Genomic DNA, 15,686 nt, shown 5'->3' with positions numbered 1-15,686 from the left:
AGTACGGGCATCTCCACAAGTGGTATGGTGATTGTTGACTGTTTGCAGTTTTCCGCCCTAGTGTTAGCTCCAAGCTAGCCATCAAGTGACCAAGTCAGCAGAGCAAGGGTGCAGGGGAAGCGCTATTCCAACTCAAGTGGGCTGTGGCCGGCGTCGGAACACTCAATGGCATGCTGAAGTGAAGAAAGGGGAACGCGCATGAGCCTCATGAAAGGCGCAGTTAAGTTCCAGTCAAAAGTGACCGCGGACCTCATCGCGGAGTATCTGCGGGAGCGGATTTTGGACGGGACATTCGGGCCGTCGACGAACATCAACGAAGTCCAACTCGCCGCCCACCTCAGCATCAGCCGCGGGCCTCTCCGCGAAGCCGTCCAACGCCTCGTGCAGGAGGGACTTCTTGTCAGCGTACGCAACTACGGCACCTCCGTTGTCGACCTCGGACCTGAGGACATCAAAGACATCTACAAGGCACGCGTCGCCATCGAATTAGAGGCGGGCAGGCTCGTCCTCCAGCAAGACACAACCAAGCTCGCCGCCGAGCTAAATAAGGTCCTTCAGCGCATGCATGATGCGCTGAAGGACGACAGATGGCAGGACGTCGCAACCGAGGACGTTAAGTTCCACCAAACCATCGTCCGCGCGACCCTCAGCCCCCGCTTGGACCGGATGTTCTCAACCCTCGCGGCCGAAACCCTGCTGTGCGTCCGACAATTCCAATACATTCATGAACGCAAGGAAACCATCCTCGAACAGCACCGCCGTCTCCAGGAATTCATCCAGTCCGGCGACGAACCCGGCTACCTCGCCGAAATCGAATGGCACCTCAAGAAATCTGTCCCAATGTTGGAAGCAGCACGAAAAAAACGCACATCCTAACCTCTCGCTAACACAGCCTGCGTCTGATCAACTCACCACACCGCACTCTGCGTCCAGGAATAGTGGTCCGTAGGGAAGCAGCGAGCGAAGGGCAAGGTGTGCCGTGAAAGCGTCCGAGCGATCAAACACAAGAATGTACTCATCCTCCGCAGTCATTTTGACAACCTGCGGGATGAGACGGTGCCAGTCTATTGGTGGCTGGCACATCAGCCAGGGCAGCTGAGCTGCCCAAGAAAATTGGAGTGATTACATGGTCAAGGCCACGGTGTTGAACGCCACGACACAAAACCTGGGAACGCACATCCCCAAAGCGACTTCGACGACTCCGGGGCAGACCGAGGTGTCCTTCCGCCCTTGGGAGGCGGATGGCATGAAAACAGGAATCTGGGAAGTGACTCCCGGGACGTTCACGAGCAACCGCCCCGGATACCACGAGGTCTGCCAGATCCTCAGCGGCACGGCAACGGTCACGGAGCCTGACGGCCAGAGCTTCGAAGTTGGCCCAGGCTCATTGTTCGTCACCCCGGAAGGCTGGGAAGGAACCTGGACCGTCCACACGACACTTCGCAAGGTGTGGGTCTCGCAAGCCCTCGCCGCTGCCGGCTAGACCAGACCCATATTTTCCTTTGCCGAAAGGCAAAAAGCAGGAAGTGGACCAGCACTAATAGAACCGCACGCCCAAAGTTGGAGCTGCTATTGGGCGGTGGTCCCAGCTCAGGTTCTGTTAGTCACGATTGCTCCCTCTCTTGGAGGTTCCGGCTCGTTAAGGTCGGAACCTCCCCTTTTGCATGTGAGACGACCTACCGTATGTGTACCACGGCAACGTCCCTACGTTGCCGCGACCAATGTCGAGAAGAACGATCATCAGCCGGGAGCAGCAGCCCAGGAGCGGCAGAAGGAGGCCGCGGCGCACTCCGCGCCACAGGAGCTTCAGGCTGCATTACCGGCAGTCTCGAAACAATAGCTTCAAGACACCGATTCGAGGGCCCGATGAGCCGGTCGAGCGGGCGGGAAAGCACGGGTTCCCTGAGTCTCGGAAACATGTCTTACTTCAAATAGTCTCGCCGAGGGAGCGTGCCGGTACTTTCGAGTCAAAAAGGGCTGGTGACACCTGTGGGTTTGTTATCAAACGGCATTGACCCCTCAACCACGACAGCCCGCTCTTCCCCGCCCTGTACCCAAATATCGTGCGATCGGACGTCTTCCTGGACCTCTACACCAGCGACTGGCGTTCAATCCTTGGCCTGCTGAGGAAAGCAGCTGGACGGACTGCGCTACATCGTTCTCCGGCACCGGCTTCAAAATGGCCTTCGCCGAAGGCGAAATCGCAGCCTACGAAGCCCTCGGCATGCGCTCTCTCCAAGGCCTGGACCTCGTCAGCCCCAAACGGCCAAGGGAACCAACCTGGCTAAGCAGGGTTCAGATGCTGCGCCCGACAGGGAGTAATCCTCTTCAATTTACGCCCACGGAGGTTCCTCCGATGGGTTGCCGGTCGCCGGATTGATCGAGGGCATTGCTTGCGTGATCACGCTGCGCAAGTCCATCGCACCACTCAGAATCACGATGGACAGGTACGGTTACAGCACGATCGGTTAGATGCCGGAGCCCCTCACGTTCGCCAGCCCAAGCCTCAGAAGAGTTCCCAGGGCCAGGCTGACAAGCGTGAGGAGGATTGTGGGCATCAGCCCACGGAGGATGGATTTCATGAACGTAGTACTGGGTAACGTAGCCTCACCTGCTGTTGGGCTAGCTTTTACGGAACCTCATCTCACTCCTGCCGAGTTCTATACTTTCGAGAGTTACTTGCTGCTTGGCAGCCCCTATTATTTGAGGTTGGCCGTGGTGATGGCGGCGCCGCCCATGCCCCAAGTGTCGAGCGACTTCTTGTATTCCGGGCTGTCGAGAACCGCCTGCACGGCCTTCTGCAGGGCCGGCGTCAGTGCGGAGCCCTTCTTGAGGCCCATGGCGTTGATGTGGTCCGTGCGGGTATCCACCTGCGGAGTCAGAATCGTGAAGACGTTCGGCTGCTGCTCGTTGGCCCAGACAAGGGACGGGGTGTCGTAGAAGACGCCGTCAACACGCTTCGAGGCCAGCTGCGTCAGGGCATCCTGGACGTTGGGAAGCGTAATGCCGTTGATGGCCGGCTTGCCCTTTTCCTCGCAGGTCCACTTCGAGACGTTCGGCAGGTGCTTCAGCTGGGCATTCGAGCCTTTCGTGACCGCAATGTTCTTGCCGCACATGTCATCGTTGCTGATGTTCAGCGGGTTGCCATGGGCGACCGCCACCGATACCCCGCTGTTGAGGTAAGTAACCATATCTAGCACCTTCAACCTCTCTTCCGTAGGGGCCATGGTGGTCACGGTGAAGTCGTAGCGGCCGCCGTCAATGCCCGGAATGATCGTGTCGAAAGAGGTGTTCTCGAACTTCAGCTTCAGGCCCAGCTTCTTCGCCACCAGGCGGGCGACGTCCGGGTTCAAACCAATGGGGGTGGTGTTGTCATCAGCCAGGAAAGTCGTCGGCGGGTAGTGCAGGTCCATCGCCACCGTGAGTTCGCCCTTGTCCTTGAAAGACTGCGGCAATAGCGTCACCGCGGCCTGGTCCGGCTGAACGCCCTCTGAGATGTCGGCGGTGTTCGCCGTCTTTGACTTGGCTTCCTCAGATGCCGGAGCGCCAGTGGCAGAGCCTCCGCAGGCGCTCAAGGCCAATACGACAGCGATGCCGGCTGCGGCAGTCTGAACTTTGTTGATGGTCTTCATGGTGCTTCCCTTCGAATGGTTCAGCTGAATCGATCCGCTGAATGGGCAGTCCTTCCAGGACCTTCCGATCGACATGCCAGCATGATGCGAGGCTGGTCCTAGACTTGTTGCTTCATGCGGGCTGTGATCCGTATCTCGTCCGCATTCAAGAGCAATGCAACCCCCTTAATTGCAGACTGTCAACAGTTTGGAGCCCGAAGTTCTATTTATTTCCTTGGATCCAGACCTAGCAACTTCAGGCACGGACTGCTGACTGTTTACAGTGAGCTACGCGCCTTGATCGAGCCTTTCCCCGCGCCCCGATGCTGCCACCGCCATCTTCAACCTGCCCGACTATCGCGTCACCGACATTGAGTTCCTCACGTTCGGGCAGCGCCGGATCAACGTCGAAGCCACCGCCGAGGCAAGCTGCCCGTCCTGCGGAGTATCAGCACCCGGGTGCATTCACGCCGGCCCCAACGTCTGCGTGACATCCCCGTCGCCGGCCCGGTCGAAGTGATCTGGGCCAAGCGGAGATTCTTCTGCGACGAATACCTCTGCCCGCGCAGGACATTCGCTGAGGAAACAGCCCAGGTTCCGCGCCGGGCTCGGTCCACCCGACGGCTCCGCGACGCCCTCGTGGCCGCCGTCATTGAATCCGGACGGGCCGCCGCGGAGACGGCTTCCTCGTTCGGTGTCTCATGGTGGGTGGTCCAGCGGGCTCTGGATTCCGCGGCGCTGACGCTGCCTGATGTTGATGCCCTGGCACCCCGGATGCTCGGCATTGATGAACATCGCTACCGGTCTGTCCGGTTCTTCCGCGACCCAGCCACGAAGGCCTGGAAACGCTACGAACGTGGATGACCACCATCGTTGATCTGGACACCGGCCAGGTCCTCGGAATCGTGGACGGCCGCGACAGCGAAGGAGTCGGAGAATGGCTGTTCGCCGGGCCGCTGCAGTGGCATCTTGGCGTGCTGGTCGTCGCGATCGACCCGTCAGCGGCCTTCCGCAAGGCCCTGCGGATGTGCTGCCACGCACGGCGGTCTCGGTCGACGCGTTTCAACTGGTCAAGCTCGGCAAGGACATTCTCACCGAAGTCCGGAAACGCCTCAGCCAACAGGTCCACGGCCGCGGGGACGCTCCATCGACCCAGTCTGGGCCAACCGCCGACTACTCCTTCGAGCCGGAGATACACTCTCGGACTGGTCACGGAACAGGCTCGACAGCGTCTTCGCCACAGACGACGCCACCGGGAAGCTGCAGGCCGCCCTGGCTGGTCAAAGAGCAGCTCCGTACACTGCTGTCCACCGGATCCCTCGCCGACGCGGCCATGGCGAAAGACCGACTGCAGGCCCTGGTCGAACACGCTGCTCAGCCGGAAACGAACCGGCTCTGGCGAACCGTCTGTCGGTGGTGGAAAGAGATTGAAGTCCTCATTTTCACCGGCGCGACAACGGCGAAAGTGGAAGCTAACGACACCGAGATCAAGCACATAAAAAGAACAGTCCGGGGATTCACCAACGCACGGAACTACAAAACACGTATCCTGTTGCGCAGTGCCGCCAAAACAACGGCATGAACATCCATCGCGGCAGAAAATTCACCACGAACCGTGAAGAGCCACTAATCCTGGCACGTACGGACCAAACGGCTACAGGAGAACGTGAAGTTCTTAAAGCCACCTGCGTTTCTGGATTCCCTGTTTCTAGCCGACGCTCGCCGTTTCGAGTGAGACGCCTTCGTCCCTAAGCCGCTCCAGGCGCCGCTGATGGAACCTTAGTGCACCTTCTAGCGCCGTCAGGAAGTTAACCCAAGGACCAGCCCACGACTGGCTCGCGTCCAATTCTGCACGTTTACAAAGAGCGCTGATAACCGCAGCTTTGTGGGCCGATTTCACCCTGTACGGTTCCAGCATGCCTTGGGAGTCCTCCGAGAAAATATCGAACCAGGTTGAGTGCTCTTGATGCAGATCCTGGACCCAGCTATCCGGGAAAAGCCCTTCTATCGCGAACCGATCACGCACTGACAGGTAGTCCTGATTGGACTGGAAGGGTGTCTGCTTTTGACCAAAGTACTGTTGCAGCTCCCGCCGTTCTTTGATACCTGCCTCATCGCCGTCAAAGACAGGCACTGCAACTCGCTCACGTCGGATGAAGCCGTAATTAGCCCGGAGGAATCCAGACAGGTGCTTAACTCCCCCGAAGTCCAGAAATGCAGCTGAAAATAATAGGGGACATTTTTTCTCCCCTACTAAGTCAATGGTCTTCATAGCCCACGGAATCAAATCTTTATCAGACTGGCCCTCGACGAGAACGTTGATTTCACTCAGATTGAAGTAATCGCTGAAAGCCACTCCTAAGGCCTGACTCAAGTTCTCGGTCGCCTCCCGGTAGTTGGGGAATGCCTCGATTCTGGTCGTACCATCCACGAGAGACACACCGCTAATCCTGTGAACATTCTGCGGGACAAACGCTAAGGCATGAGTTGTGATCAGGACTGTCGACTCTTTTCTGAGCTGGTCGACGAGGTCAAGAGCCGAGCGGGAAAGCTCAGGGTGCAGGTAAGATTCCGGTTCCTCCAAGAGCCAAATGGGGCTGGAGCCCTGAGACCTCAGTTGTTCGGAGATCCAAATTAAACTGGCAAGGAGAGCAACAGACTGCACACCCTGACCCTTATGTTGGATTGATGTTCGCGTCGGGTCCCCCAAGGCGAAGTCAAAACCAGTTAGGAGCCCTTCGAGAGAATCATTTGGAAAACCAAACGATGCCACAAAATGGGAAAGTCCAGCCTCCGTTAGAGCAGCGTTGATGGTTGCGGCCACTGTCTCGAGCGAATCCTCTATCTCAGATACATACGGGGAAATCGTTCCTGCCACCTTCTTCACCATGAAGGGCATCAGAAGCTCGGTGTTCAGTTGATCCATCGTTTTTGCAGCGGGCACGTATTGAACAGAAAACAGCCCGAGGAGGTCGGAAACCAACTTGGTCTGCAGCCTGCTGAACGCGGTTTGTTCCGCAGGTGACCCGGTCTTCTTGGCATTGGGAAAGAACTGGTACACCGGATTGTCGCTCGGAGACATGACAAGGGAAAGCGTGAACTCTGCACTGTCACGAGGCCTGACGTCCACGAACTCTGTGAGGCGATCATAGGCTGCGAATACAGTCCTGTCCGGATGCTCGTCCTCGTCCACACCTGCGAAAGTTGCTACCAGGCTTGTCTTACCCGATCCAGCGACGAACGAAAGATCCCGGGCCTTACTGAACCCGAATTTGTTCTCGGGCCCCGTGAAGAAAAGCTCGACCGCGTGCAAAAGATTCGTCTTTCCTGTGTTATTAGGGCCAACTAGTGTTGTCCCTCCCTCGCCAATTGAAAGGGTCTGATCGATCGAGCCGACAGTACGAAAATTTCTAACACGCAGCGCTTTGAGCTTCACTTCAGCGGGTCCCCCGGTCTGGATCTGGCAAATCTTTCCTCGATTCAAGCATGAAAGAGGCGAATTTTATCCTAAGAACCGCAGAACAAAGTCTCTTAATGTCATCTCGTCGATCCGCTCGGAATGACCAAACGACAAACTGAGGACAGCCCAACATGACCGGAAGGAGGAGTTCGATCGCAAACTGGCCTCTCCCCGGATACCGCACCACCAGGCAGCTGCCCGGGGAAATGGTCGAGGCACTCATAGAATGAAGCCGCGGCCGATTTTGACCTCATCTGGGCTCCATGGCATTGCCCTGCACCTGATGCGTTAGAGCAGCAGGTCAAAGTACGCGGCGCCGGGGTTCCAATCAACTGGATGTAACAAAGTCCCTGCTGAAGGGTTGAGCGCGCTGTACATCATCCCCTCCCCCGCATAGATCCCCACATGGCCCCAGTTGTCCGGGCCTTGCGGGTTTTGAACCACCAAGTCACCCGGCTGCGGATTGTTGATTCGAGTACCGACCCGCCACTGCTCCACGCGTGGCAACTCAATACCGGCCTGGCGATAGATCCACTGCACATAACCCGAGCAATCCCACGCCTTGAAGGCTGTCCCACCCCAAACATAAGCCCCGCCCAGACCTTGCCGTGTGAATCGCAAGATCTCCAAGCGGATCTGACTCAAGCCGTCGGCCGACGTTGGCAGTCCGGTTGTGAGCTCACCTTCTACGCATTTGGATGGCGGCGAAGTACCTGCGAGCGCGCGGACTATGGCTTCAGCGTCCTGCTCCCACCGTGCGTACAGCTCGGGGAAGGCGGAAACCTGGACTGCCTGAGCAGCTTGTCCCTTTTCCCTTGAAGTCCAACCCGGGATATCAAGGAGGCCTCGAGGGCTGCCGCGATTGGGACCATTAGGACCACCATAGAAGGCGCGCGCATTGTAGGTCGGGTCCATCAACTGCTGGACGGTCCCCCAGCCGGCTGCTGGTCGCTGTTGAGCCGTACCGAGGGAGTCGTGGTCCCGGCCCACGCCCTCATGCGGGAACGAGAGCGAGCCGGGGACGTTTGTGTTGGCCAAGACCCGCAGACCGGATTCCTGCAGCGACATCATGATCGCGATAACCTGTCCAGCCCTGGGCACCCCCATCTCTTGGCCGACGGAGATGTAGGTCCTTGCGACTGCCAACTGTGCGTTCGTCAACCAACTTGGGACCTGACCCTCAAAGCTGATTCTCAACCCGGCGGCGTCGTCATCCGATGATGCCGCTGTCGGTTCATTGGGAGCGCAGGCGGAAGCTGTACCCGGTGTCGCTGCAGCCATCAGCGCTACGCCGGCACAGACAACCATCCCGCACACGAGAACCACCGTTGAGACAGCCGCGAATATCGCACGGAGGAGGGTTCTTCGTCTTAGCAATCCGGCCAGGACAACCGGGGCCGGCATTAGTAAACGATCCTGCTCGGCGTGGCATAGAAGCCAACCATGGCGCAGCGGTCGTCGGGGGCGGTTGGTGCTGGTGGGCAATTCACCATGACACTCACCGGGGCTATGTAGGCGTTCTCGCCTCGTGCTGTCCGATCAACTACGTTCACCTTCACCGTACAAACGTGAAGTCCGAGCCAGGGTGCCGGATAGTCGCGCACCTTGGCCAACTCGCCGTCGCAGGCGACAGACTCCGCCGTGCCGATGCGATAGGCCTCCTGCCCTGCCAGAGTTGTGAATGTCCCGGCAGTGATACCTGTTGCTTCGAATTCTTGGACCAGCACAGTTAGTGGATTCGATCCGTCCGGCAGGAGCGTCCACAGGCCGCGAAGTCTCGAGTACACCTCCGAGTACGATGACGAGCGAGTGTCCCAGGTGTAGATCTCTTGGGCGGCAAACAATGCCAGCCCACGGTAGTCTGCACCCTTCGGAGCCGTCACGGGATCGGCCGCTCCGTCGTCATGAGGTGATGCGACGGACGCGGAAGGGGAAGGCAGTGGCGGGCGGGAAGCCTCTGTCGTGGTATCCGGCTTGTATGACTGCACCGACGGCTGTGACGGGAAGAGCAGGACGACGACAACCAATACCAGACCGATAACAGCCATAACCACCACCCACGGCCGCCGTAGCCCAAGCCGCCCGCGCCAGCCAGAGCTCGGCAAAAGGAACATGCCACACCTCCTCAAGAAGCCCATGGTGAACCCGTCAGACCATGCCCTAGTCCGCTGGCCTTAGCTGACCCCACAGCACTCGCCATGCTGCCCGGTACAGCTGTCTCACGGGGCCAATCTGCACGGCAATGTACCTTTCCGAAACACCGAACTCAGCGGCAAGGCGAGCAATTGCCCGGGTTCTGTCCGGACCGCTTACGCCGGGTTGGACGAGAACTGAGGCTATTCGACGCAGTACCGGCGCAGGAAGGCAGTTGGCCGCAGCGGTGCCGACATCCTCCTCACGGGTAGATGCGGACGCCACCTCCAAAGCTGCAGTGATTGTCTTCGCGGTTTGGCGGACAACGGATGCAGCGTGCCATCGACGCCTATCGGTTGGCGACGGCGGACCGTAGCGTCGAGGCGCAGTGAGACTGTCGACAGCCAAGTCCCACACTTCATTCGAGACGTTCTCCCTCACGAGAGCGAGCACCATCCGTGCCCATTCCTGGTCAATGAACCTCTCCGTGGCGCGGTCACCATAGAAGGACAGCCTGGCCCATCCGTTTAGGAGAACCGCACCTTCGCCAGTCACGGGGTCCAATAACAGGGGTGATGTGGCGCGGCTCAACTCACGACGGATGTGGGCGGAACATACGTTTGAACAAACGCCCTGCACCCAAGCACCGAACGGGACACCCGGGAGCTTACGGTAGCGACCCCGCATGACGCCGTCCCAAACAGCCACGCGGACGTCCTGCATCACGTCCTCGATGTCGCTGGCCCGACCGATCCGGGCGAGATGGGAAACCACGTAACCGCGTACGCTCTCAACAGCCACCATGATTTGATCCACCGGAACTGCTGCTGCCTCGGGCGACGGCGCCCGTTGCAAGGAGATGTCCACGACTGGTGACATTGGTTCATTCTGCTGGGCATCGATGGCCCATTGTTCTGCACTCACGGTCTTCACCGGCTTTGACAGAGTTCCATTACTTCCGACGCCGCCAATGGGGCGTCCTTCGCGTGATGGCATCTGGGCCGATCACGACCACGAAAGGCTATAGAAACTATTGTCAAAGATACTTAAAGTATCGTCAAGAGTCCTGTTCTTACTTTTTGCCTCACGATCGACAAGAATGGTGCCATGCCACGGCTTACTAAACCGCACGACGACGCGTGGTCGCCTGATGTCGAGGCAGCGGTGGAGACGTTCGGCAATAGGTCGCGTAACGAAATCCTCCGGTACCTGACAGCCCACGGCCCAGCAACCCGCGGAGACATTGTGCTATCTGTAAGCGCCGGGGAGCCCAGCGTGGCAAAACATCTCCTGGCACTTGAGGAGGCCGGCGCCATTACGGTTGATGTGGAGCCCGGACGTCGGCACGGCCGCTCGCCCCGCTACTCAGCGAACGCACCCCGGATCAAGGAGCTTCTGGATGCCCATCTTCGGTATCTTCTGGAGCAGTAGCAGCTGCCTGCTCGCCACGCGGGTGAAGATCGATGTCCTTGTTGAGGTATTCAGAGATTAGACGCAGCGTTTCGGGAGAAACATCCCCAAGAGTCCGTGCGGCGAAGGACTTTACACGAGCTGCACGTAAGGATTTTACGAACTCGAGCTGGGAGTCAATTCGCTCTGGCAACGCCGCATCACTGCCAGGAAGCAGGTACGACGGATCCACGTTGAATATTTCGCAGAGCGCCGTCAAGAGTTCCGGATCGCTGACCAGCCGTCCAGTCCCATCCTTCATATAGAACCAGCGGGCCCGTGACAGCTTCACGCCCTTGGAAGCAAGCTGCTCCTGGACCTCGCGGAAGGTGACCGGCTTCCCCCGTTCTGCAACGGCGATGTCGAGCAGGAGATTAAGTCGGCGGGCAAGTTCGGCCTGTGGTGACGGTGAATCACCTCCGAGTTTCACCTCGTCAGCTGCCATTTGCCCATCCCTCCTCTCCCCTGAGGACAGCCTAGGACTTATCTTTCCTGATCGGCACCTTGTGGGCTCAGTTTTCCCTCAAGATGCGGCGTCCTCAGAATTAGGGGGCGTCTGGTCCTTTTCAGGAACTTGTCGGAGGCGTACCCTGCTGCTGTAGACCCGTCTACAGCTACCTTCATTTCGCCGATATGCCGGGTTGTGGCCTCCATGTCTATTGTCCTGCTGAACAGAACACGAACCCGGATCCTCCGAGTCCTTCTTCTGGAAGGCCCTTCCACGTGTCATGAGTTGAGCTTGAAGCTCCGGCTCTCACTCTCGACCACCCGGCGCCACCTCAACGTGTTGACATCCGTGGGACTTATCGACCGCGTCCCTGCCGGGCGGTTTCGTGCCAGTCCCGAAAAAGTGCGCAGCGAAGTGGAAGCAATCGGAATCGTCTATCTAGGCGGGGGCATGCCGCCGGCTCCATTGCTTCAAGGGAATAGGGCGACGCCGGGGCCGCCACTAACGATCATGTAGATTCCGTGATTCAGTACATGAACTTCAAAATGGCAGCGCACTTTTGGAGTTCTAATGGATCTGGAGTTCTTCGAACCGGCAGAGGCCGCGGCCCTCATGCGTTGCACTGAGGCCTGGCTGCGCGAGGGTGCCACTAGCGGAAAGTTCCCGCACGCATGTTGGGGCAAAGGAAAGATCATTTTCACGTCCGAGCACATCGTCGAAATCGCCAAGTTGCGGGAGGTCCCTGCGCACGAAGTCCCTTCGACGCAACAGCGCCAAATTGGAACGAGGGCGAAGCGGAGGTTGGCGCCCGTACGCTATGTGCAGCCCTGAACGGCAGCCCTCAGCGAGCAAATCCACTGATCGAGCGCTCAGTGGCATCCGCGCCGGCCTGCAGTGCCTCTGGCATCAGGTGGCCGTAGACCTGCTCTGTAGTCCGCGTTGAAGCGTGGCCTAGACGCCGCGAAATGGTGAACAGGGGCACGCCATCCTGGATCAACCATGAGGCATGTGTATGACGCAGGTCGTGAATTCGTGGTGACTTCGTCAAGCCGTGCGATTGGGCAGCTTGGACTGCTGGAACCCAGTAGTGGTGCCAGAACAACTTGTGCACTATCCGCTCCCCCTTCGGCGTCGTGAACAGAAGGTCATCACTGGGCCGGCTGGCGACAAGCGGAACGAGCAGATCAACCAGGGCAGGGTTCAGGCCGATGGTGCGCTTCCCCGCCCCGGTCTTGGTTGTTCCGATGTAGTACTTGGACTGTCCGTCCCGTTTCCAGGCCTTGTTGACGCGAACAATAGGCGGCTTCGAGAGCAGGTCGACATCCGCCACCTTCAGCGCTGTTGCCTCGCCAAACCTGGTTCCCGTCATGACAAGGAAGTTGGTGAACGTCTTGTACCGCTCCCCCATCACTTCAAGGACCATGTTGAATTCGGCATGAGTAAGGAACATGGCTTCATCTTCAGCCTTGTCTATGCGCGGCAACTGCACGCCGCGACACGGATTGCGGGTGATGTACCCAAGCTGTTCTGCTGTGTTCATCGCAGCGGAGATGAGGCCGTGAACGTTGTGGATCGTCTTAGGCGCTTTGCCCTTGGCCATCATCGCCTTGGCCCAGTGGTTGAGGTGGCGATAGTCGAGTTTGTCGACGGGGATGTGGCCAATGATGTTCCGTATGTGCAGATTCAGCATCACTTGATACGTCCTGGTGGTTCCACTGGACGGCCGGATCAAGAGGTCGATGTGTTCCTGCACGACTTCCGCCACGGTGGGAACGCGGGCCTCGTTGGACAGAAGGGCGGATTGTGCGACTTCGAAGGACTGGCCATTAGCGTCCAGTAGGCGCTTTAGGGTCTCAGCTTCATATTCCGTGGCAACGGTTATGCCCTGCTGCTCGCGGCTCTTCGGGTCCCGCCACAACACCATGTAGGACGATGTGCCGTCCTTTTTGGTGCGTTTCCGAATGCTGGCCACACAAAAAACGGTACGCCGCTGTCAACACTTTGGGCGGTTTTGTCAACACCCAAAGACGAAACAGGCCCCTGACCTGCGGAAACACTGTGCCCGAGGTGGGACTCGAACCCACACACCTTTCGATACCGCATTTTGAGTGCGGCGCGTCTGCCAATTCCGCCACTCGGGCGCGGAATACATGGAGCAACAGGGTACGCCCACAGCTGATTGTGAGCAACGCGATCGCTTCACGTACGCGGAATTACTCTACATGCAGATAGGCTGAATTCCAGAATCGCGCCGTTGACGCCGCAAACGACCATGCAGATCAAAGTACAGCCGCGGGCGCACCTAAGATAGTGATGTTCCCGCCGTACCTTTTCAAGGAGATCCCGTGACTGAACAGACGGAGTCAAACCCCACGTCCCAGCCGGCGCGCCGCGTCATTGTGGCTGAAGATGAAACCCTCATCCGCCTCGACATCATCGAAATCCTCCGCGGCGAAGGATACGAGGTTGTCGGTGAAGCAGACAACGGCGAGAAGGCCGTGCAGCTCGCCGAGGAACTCAAGCCTGACCTCGTCCTGATGGACGTGAAGATGCCCGTCATGGACGGCATCTCCGCCGCCGAGAAGATCGTCAAGGCCCGCATCGCCCCCGTGGTGCTGCTGACCGCCTTCAGCCAGAAGGAACTCGTGGAGCGGGCCCGCGACGCCGGCGCCATGGCCTACGTGGTCAAGCCCTTCACCCCCGCGGACCTCATCCCGGCACTGGAGATCGCACTGTCCCGCCACGAGGAAATCAAGGCCCTCGAAAGCGAGGTTTCCGACCTCCAGGAGCAGTTCGCCACCCGCAAGCTCGTAGAGCGCGCCAAGAGCCTGCTGACCACCAAGATGGGCCTCACCGAACCCGAAGCCTTCCGCTGGATCCAGAAAACCTCCATGGACCGCCGCTTGAGCATGCGCGAGGTCGCCGAGACGATCATCAACCAGGTCAACTAGCACCCGGACACAAGAAAAGGACCCCTGCCAACCGGCAGGGGTCCTCTTCCTTAACCAGTAGAAAAACGCAAAAGGGAGGACCCGCGCCAGCCGGCGGGGACCCTCCCTTTTGTTCTAGCTATGGAAGCCTAGGACTTCTTCTTCTTTTCCGGCCACGGGCCGAGCTTTTCCTTGTTCCCGGATGCCTCGCCCAGACCAGTGGTGTCGGCGAGGTCGCCCACCTTGTGGACCTTCAGCGAGTTCGTGGAACCGGCCTTTCCGGGAGGGGAACCGGCAGCGATGACCACGAGGTCGCCGTCCTGCACCAGTTCCATTTCCAGAAGGCTGCGGTCAACCTGGGCGGTCATCTCGTCAGTGTGGCCCACCATCGGGACCAGCACGGGCTGGATGCCCCAGGTCAGCGCCAGCTGGTTCCACACGTGCTCCACCGGGGTGAACGCGAAGACCGGCTTGATGGGGCGCAGGCGGGACAGGCGGCGTGCGGAATCACCGGACTGGGTGAAGGTACAGATGTACTTTGCTTCCAGCTGGTCGGCGATTTCGACGGCGGCGCGGGTGATGGCGCCGCCACGGGTCTTGGGCTTGGTCCCCAGCGGCGGGACGCGCTCCAGGCCGTGGACCTCGGTGGATTCGATGATCCGGGCCATGACCTTGACGGTTTCGATCGGGTACTTGCCCACGCTGGTCTCGCCGGAGAGCATCACGGCGTCTGCACCGTCAAGAACCGCATTGGCGCAGTCAGAGGCCTCCGCGCGGGTGGGGCGCGGGTTGTCGATCATGGATTCGAGGACCTGGGTGGCCACGATGACCGGCTTGGCCCAGCGGCGTGCCAGTTCGATGGCGCGCTTCTGAACGATCGGCACTTCCTCGAGGGGAAGCTCAACGCCGAGGTCGCCACGGGCCACCATGATCGCGTCGAACGCGTCGATGATCTCGTGGAGCTGCTCCACTGCCTGCGGCTTTTCGATCTTGGCGATGACCGGCACGCGGCGGCCTTCTTCGTCCATGATCTCGTGCACGCGGACGATGTCGGACGCGTCGCGGACGAACGAAAGAGCAACCAGGTCAACACCGCGGCGCATGGCCCAGCGCAGATCGTCCTCGTCCTTTTCGCTCAGCGCAGGAACGTTGACGGCAACTCCGGGCAGGTTGATGCCCTTGTTGTTGGACACCATGCCGCCGACGGTCACGGTGGCGACAACCTTGACGTCGTCAACCTCGATGGCACGCAGCGCCACCTTGCCGTCGTCGATCAGCAGGGCATCGCCCACGTTGACGTCTTCGGTGAGGCTCTTCAGCGTCGTGGAGCAGATTTCCTTGGTGCCCGGAACATCTTCGGTGGTGATCGTGAAGATGTCACCCTCGACCAGTTCGTGCGGGCCGTCCACAAAGCGGCCCAGGCGGATCTTCGGACCCTGCAGGTCGGCCATGATGGCCACCGGCTTGCTCAGGTCGGCCGCTGCCTTGCGGACGTTCTCATAGGTGTTGTCATGCACGGAGTAATCGCCGTGGCTCATGTTCATCCGGGCAACGTCAACGCCGGCCTCGAGTACCGCAAGGGTGTTCTCGTAGCTGGCGATGGCCGGGCCGAAGGTGGCCACAATTTTTGCGCGTCTCATATACCTACCCTAGTA

Annotated in this window: 15 protein-coding genes, 1 tRNA gene and 1 pseudogene; 8 read left to right on the top strand and 9 right to left on the bottom strand. The window is 59.3% G+C overall.

Annotation, left to right across the window (positions count from 1 at the left end; translation table 11 throughout):
• Window positions 1–198 precede the first annotated feature (198 nt).
• Window positions 199–876: a GntR family transcriptional regulator gene (locus ABV518_RS04055; protein WP_367765516.1), complete on the top strand. Its 678-nt coding sequence runs from the start codon at window positions 199–201 to the stop codon at window positions 874–876.
• Window positions 877–1,246: 370 nt separating this feature from the next.
• Window positions 1,247–1,483 (top strand): cupin domain-containing protein, encoded by a 237-nt coding sequence (locus ABV518_RS04050; protein ID WP_367765515.1) that lies wholly within the window; start codon window positions 1,247–1,249, stop codon window positions 1,481–1,483.
• 1,216 nt (window positions 1,484–2,699) lie between these two features.
• Here the strand turns inward: ABV518_RS04050 and ABV518_RS04045 are convergent.
• Entirely contained in the window at window positions 2,700–3,632 is a 933-nt protein-coding gene (locus tag ABV518_RS04045; RefSeq protein ID WP_367765514.1) for an ABC transporter substrate-binding protein, read from the bottom strand.
• Window positions 3,633–4,070: 438 nt separating this feature from the next.
• Here ABV518_RS04045 and ABV518_RS04040 point away from each other — a divergent pair, with 438 nt between their 5' ends.
• The 3 genes and pseudogenes from ABV518_RS04040 to ABV518_RS04030 all read left to right on the top strand — a co-directional run bounded on the left by ABV518_RS04040 (window position 4,071) and on the right by ABV518_RS04030 (window position 5,193).
• A complete protein-coding gene (locus tag ABV518_RS04040; RefSeq protein WP_367765513.1) occupies window positions 4,071–4,475 on the top strand; it encodes a helix-turn-helix domain-containing protein in 405 nt (134 codons plus the stop codon).
• Window positions 4,472–4,585: pseudogene (locus ABV518_RS04035) on the top strand (hypothetical protein); the annotation flags it as partial. The gene ABV518_RS04040 and the pseudogene ABV518_RS04035, both read left to right, overlap by 4 nt.
• Window positions 4,549–5,193 (top strand): transposase, encoded by a 645-nt coding sequence (locus ABV518_RS04030; protein ID WP_367765512.1) that lies wholly within the window; start codon window positions 4,549–4,551, stop codon window positions 5,191–5,193. The pseudogene ABV518_RS04035 and the gene ABV518_RS04030, both read left to right, overlap by 37 nt.
• A gap of 126 nt (window positions 5,194–5,319) precedes the next feature.
• On the opposite strand, the gene ABV518_RS04025 is transcribed toward ABV518_RS04030, so the two are convergent.
• From ABV518_RS04025 to ABV518_RS04010, 4 genes are all read right to left on the bottom strand, one after another.
• Complete coding sequence (locus ABV518_RS04025; RefSeq protein ID WP_367765511.1) at window positions 5,320–7,047, bottom strand: ATP-dependent endonuclease; 1,728 nt, start codon at window positions 7,045–7,047, stop codon at window positions 5,320–5,322.
• A 312-nt stretch (window positions 7,048–7,359) separates the two neighbouring features.
• Window positions 7,360–8,232, bottom strand: coding sequence for a C40 family peptidase (locus ABV518_RS04020; RefSeq protein WP_367765510.1), 873 nt, complete (start codon window positions 8,230–8,232; stop codon window positions 7,360–7,362).
• A 242-nt stretch (window positions 8,233–8,474) separates the two neighbouring features.
• A complete protein-coding gene (locus ABV518_RS04015; RefSeq protein ID WP_367765509.1) occupies window positions 8,475–9,119 on the bottom strand; it encodes a hypothetical protein in 645 nt (214 codons plus the stop codon).
• A 112-nt stretch (window positions 9,120–9,231) separates the two neighbouring features.
• Entirely contained in the window at window positions 9,232–10,008 is a 777-nt protein-coding gene (locus ABV518_RS04010; RefSeq protein WP_367765744.1) for a sigma factor, read from the bottom strand.
• 303 nt (window positions 10,009–10,311) lie between these two features.
• On the opposite strand from ABV518_RS04010, the gene ABV518_RS04005 reads away from it, so the two are divergent.
• Entirely contained in the window at window positions 10,312–10,635 is a 324-nt protein-coding gene (locus ABV518_RS04005) for an ArsR/SmtB family transcription factor (protein WP_367765508.1), read from the top strand.
• On the opposite strand, the gene ABV518_RS04000 is transcribed toward ABV518_RS04005, so the two are convergent.
• Window positions 10,589–11,098, bottom strand: coding sequence for a hypothetical protein (locus tag ABV518_RS04000; protein ID WP_367765507.1), 510 nt, complete (start codon window positions 11,096–11,098; stop codon window positions 10,589–10,591). The two genes, ABV518_RS04005 and ABV518_RS04000, sit on opposite strands and share 47 nt — an antisense overlap.
• A 207-nt stretch (window positions 11,099–11,305) precedes the next feature.
• On the opposite strand from ABV518_RS04000, the gene ABV518_RS03995 reads away from it, so the two are divergent.
• The gene (locus ABV518_RS03995) at window positions 11,306–11,617 is read left to right on the top strand and encodes a winged helix-turn-helix domain-containing protein (protein WP_367765506.1); all 312 of its coding nucleotides are present in this window, start codon (window positions 11,306–11,308) and stop codon (window positions 11,615–11,617) included.
• A 325-nt stretch (window positions 11,618–11,942) separates the two neighbouring features.
• Here ABV518_RS03995 and ABV518_RS03990 read toward each other — a convergent pair whose 3' ends face one another.
• Together ABV518_RS03990 and ABV518_RS03985 are read right to left on the bottom strand one after the other, a co-directional pair.
• The gene (locus tag ABV518_RS03990; RefSeq protein ID WP_367765505.1) at window positions 11,943–13,073 is read right to left on the bottom strand and encodes a tyrosine-type recombinase/integrase; all 1,131 of its coding nucleotides are present in this window, start codon (window positions 13,071–13,073) and stop codon (window positions 11,943–11,945) included.
• 87 nt (window positions 13,074–13,160) lie between these two features.
• Window positions 13,161–13,242, bottom strand: a tRNA-Leu gene (locus ABV518_RS03985).
• A gap of 204 nt (window positions 13,243–13,446) precedes the next feature.
• Between ABV518_RS03985 and ABV518_RS03980 the strand changes: the two genes are divergently transcribed.
• Window positions 13,447–14,052, top strand: a complete 606-nt coding sequence (locus ABV518_RS03980) for an ANTAR domain-containing response regulator (RefSeq protein WP_066285573.1) — start codon at window positions 13,447–13,449, stop codon at window positions 14,050–14,052.
• 128 nt (window positions 14,053–14,180) lie between these two features.
• Here the strand turns inward: ABV518_RS03980 and pyk are convergent, their stop codons facing one another.
• A complete protein-coding gene (pyk, locus tag ABV518_RS03975) occupies window positions 14,181–15,671 on the bottom strand; it encodes a pyruvate kinase (protein ID WP_367765504.1) in 1,491 nt (496 codons plus the stop codon).
• Between the last annotated feature and the right edge of the window lie 15 nt (window positions 15,672–15,686).

The organism is Arthrobacter sp. HS15c, assembly GCF_040812005.1.
Lineage (GTDB): Bacteria > Actinomycetota > Actinomycetes > Actinomycetales > Micrococcaceae > Arthrobacter.
This window is presented reverse-complemented; position numbering and strand designations above follow the sequence as displayed.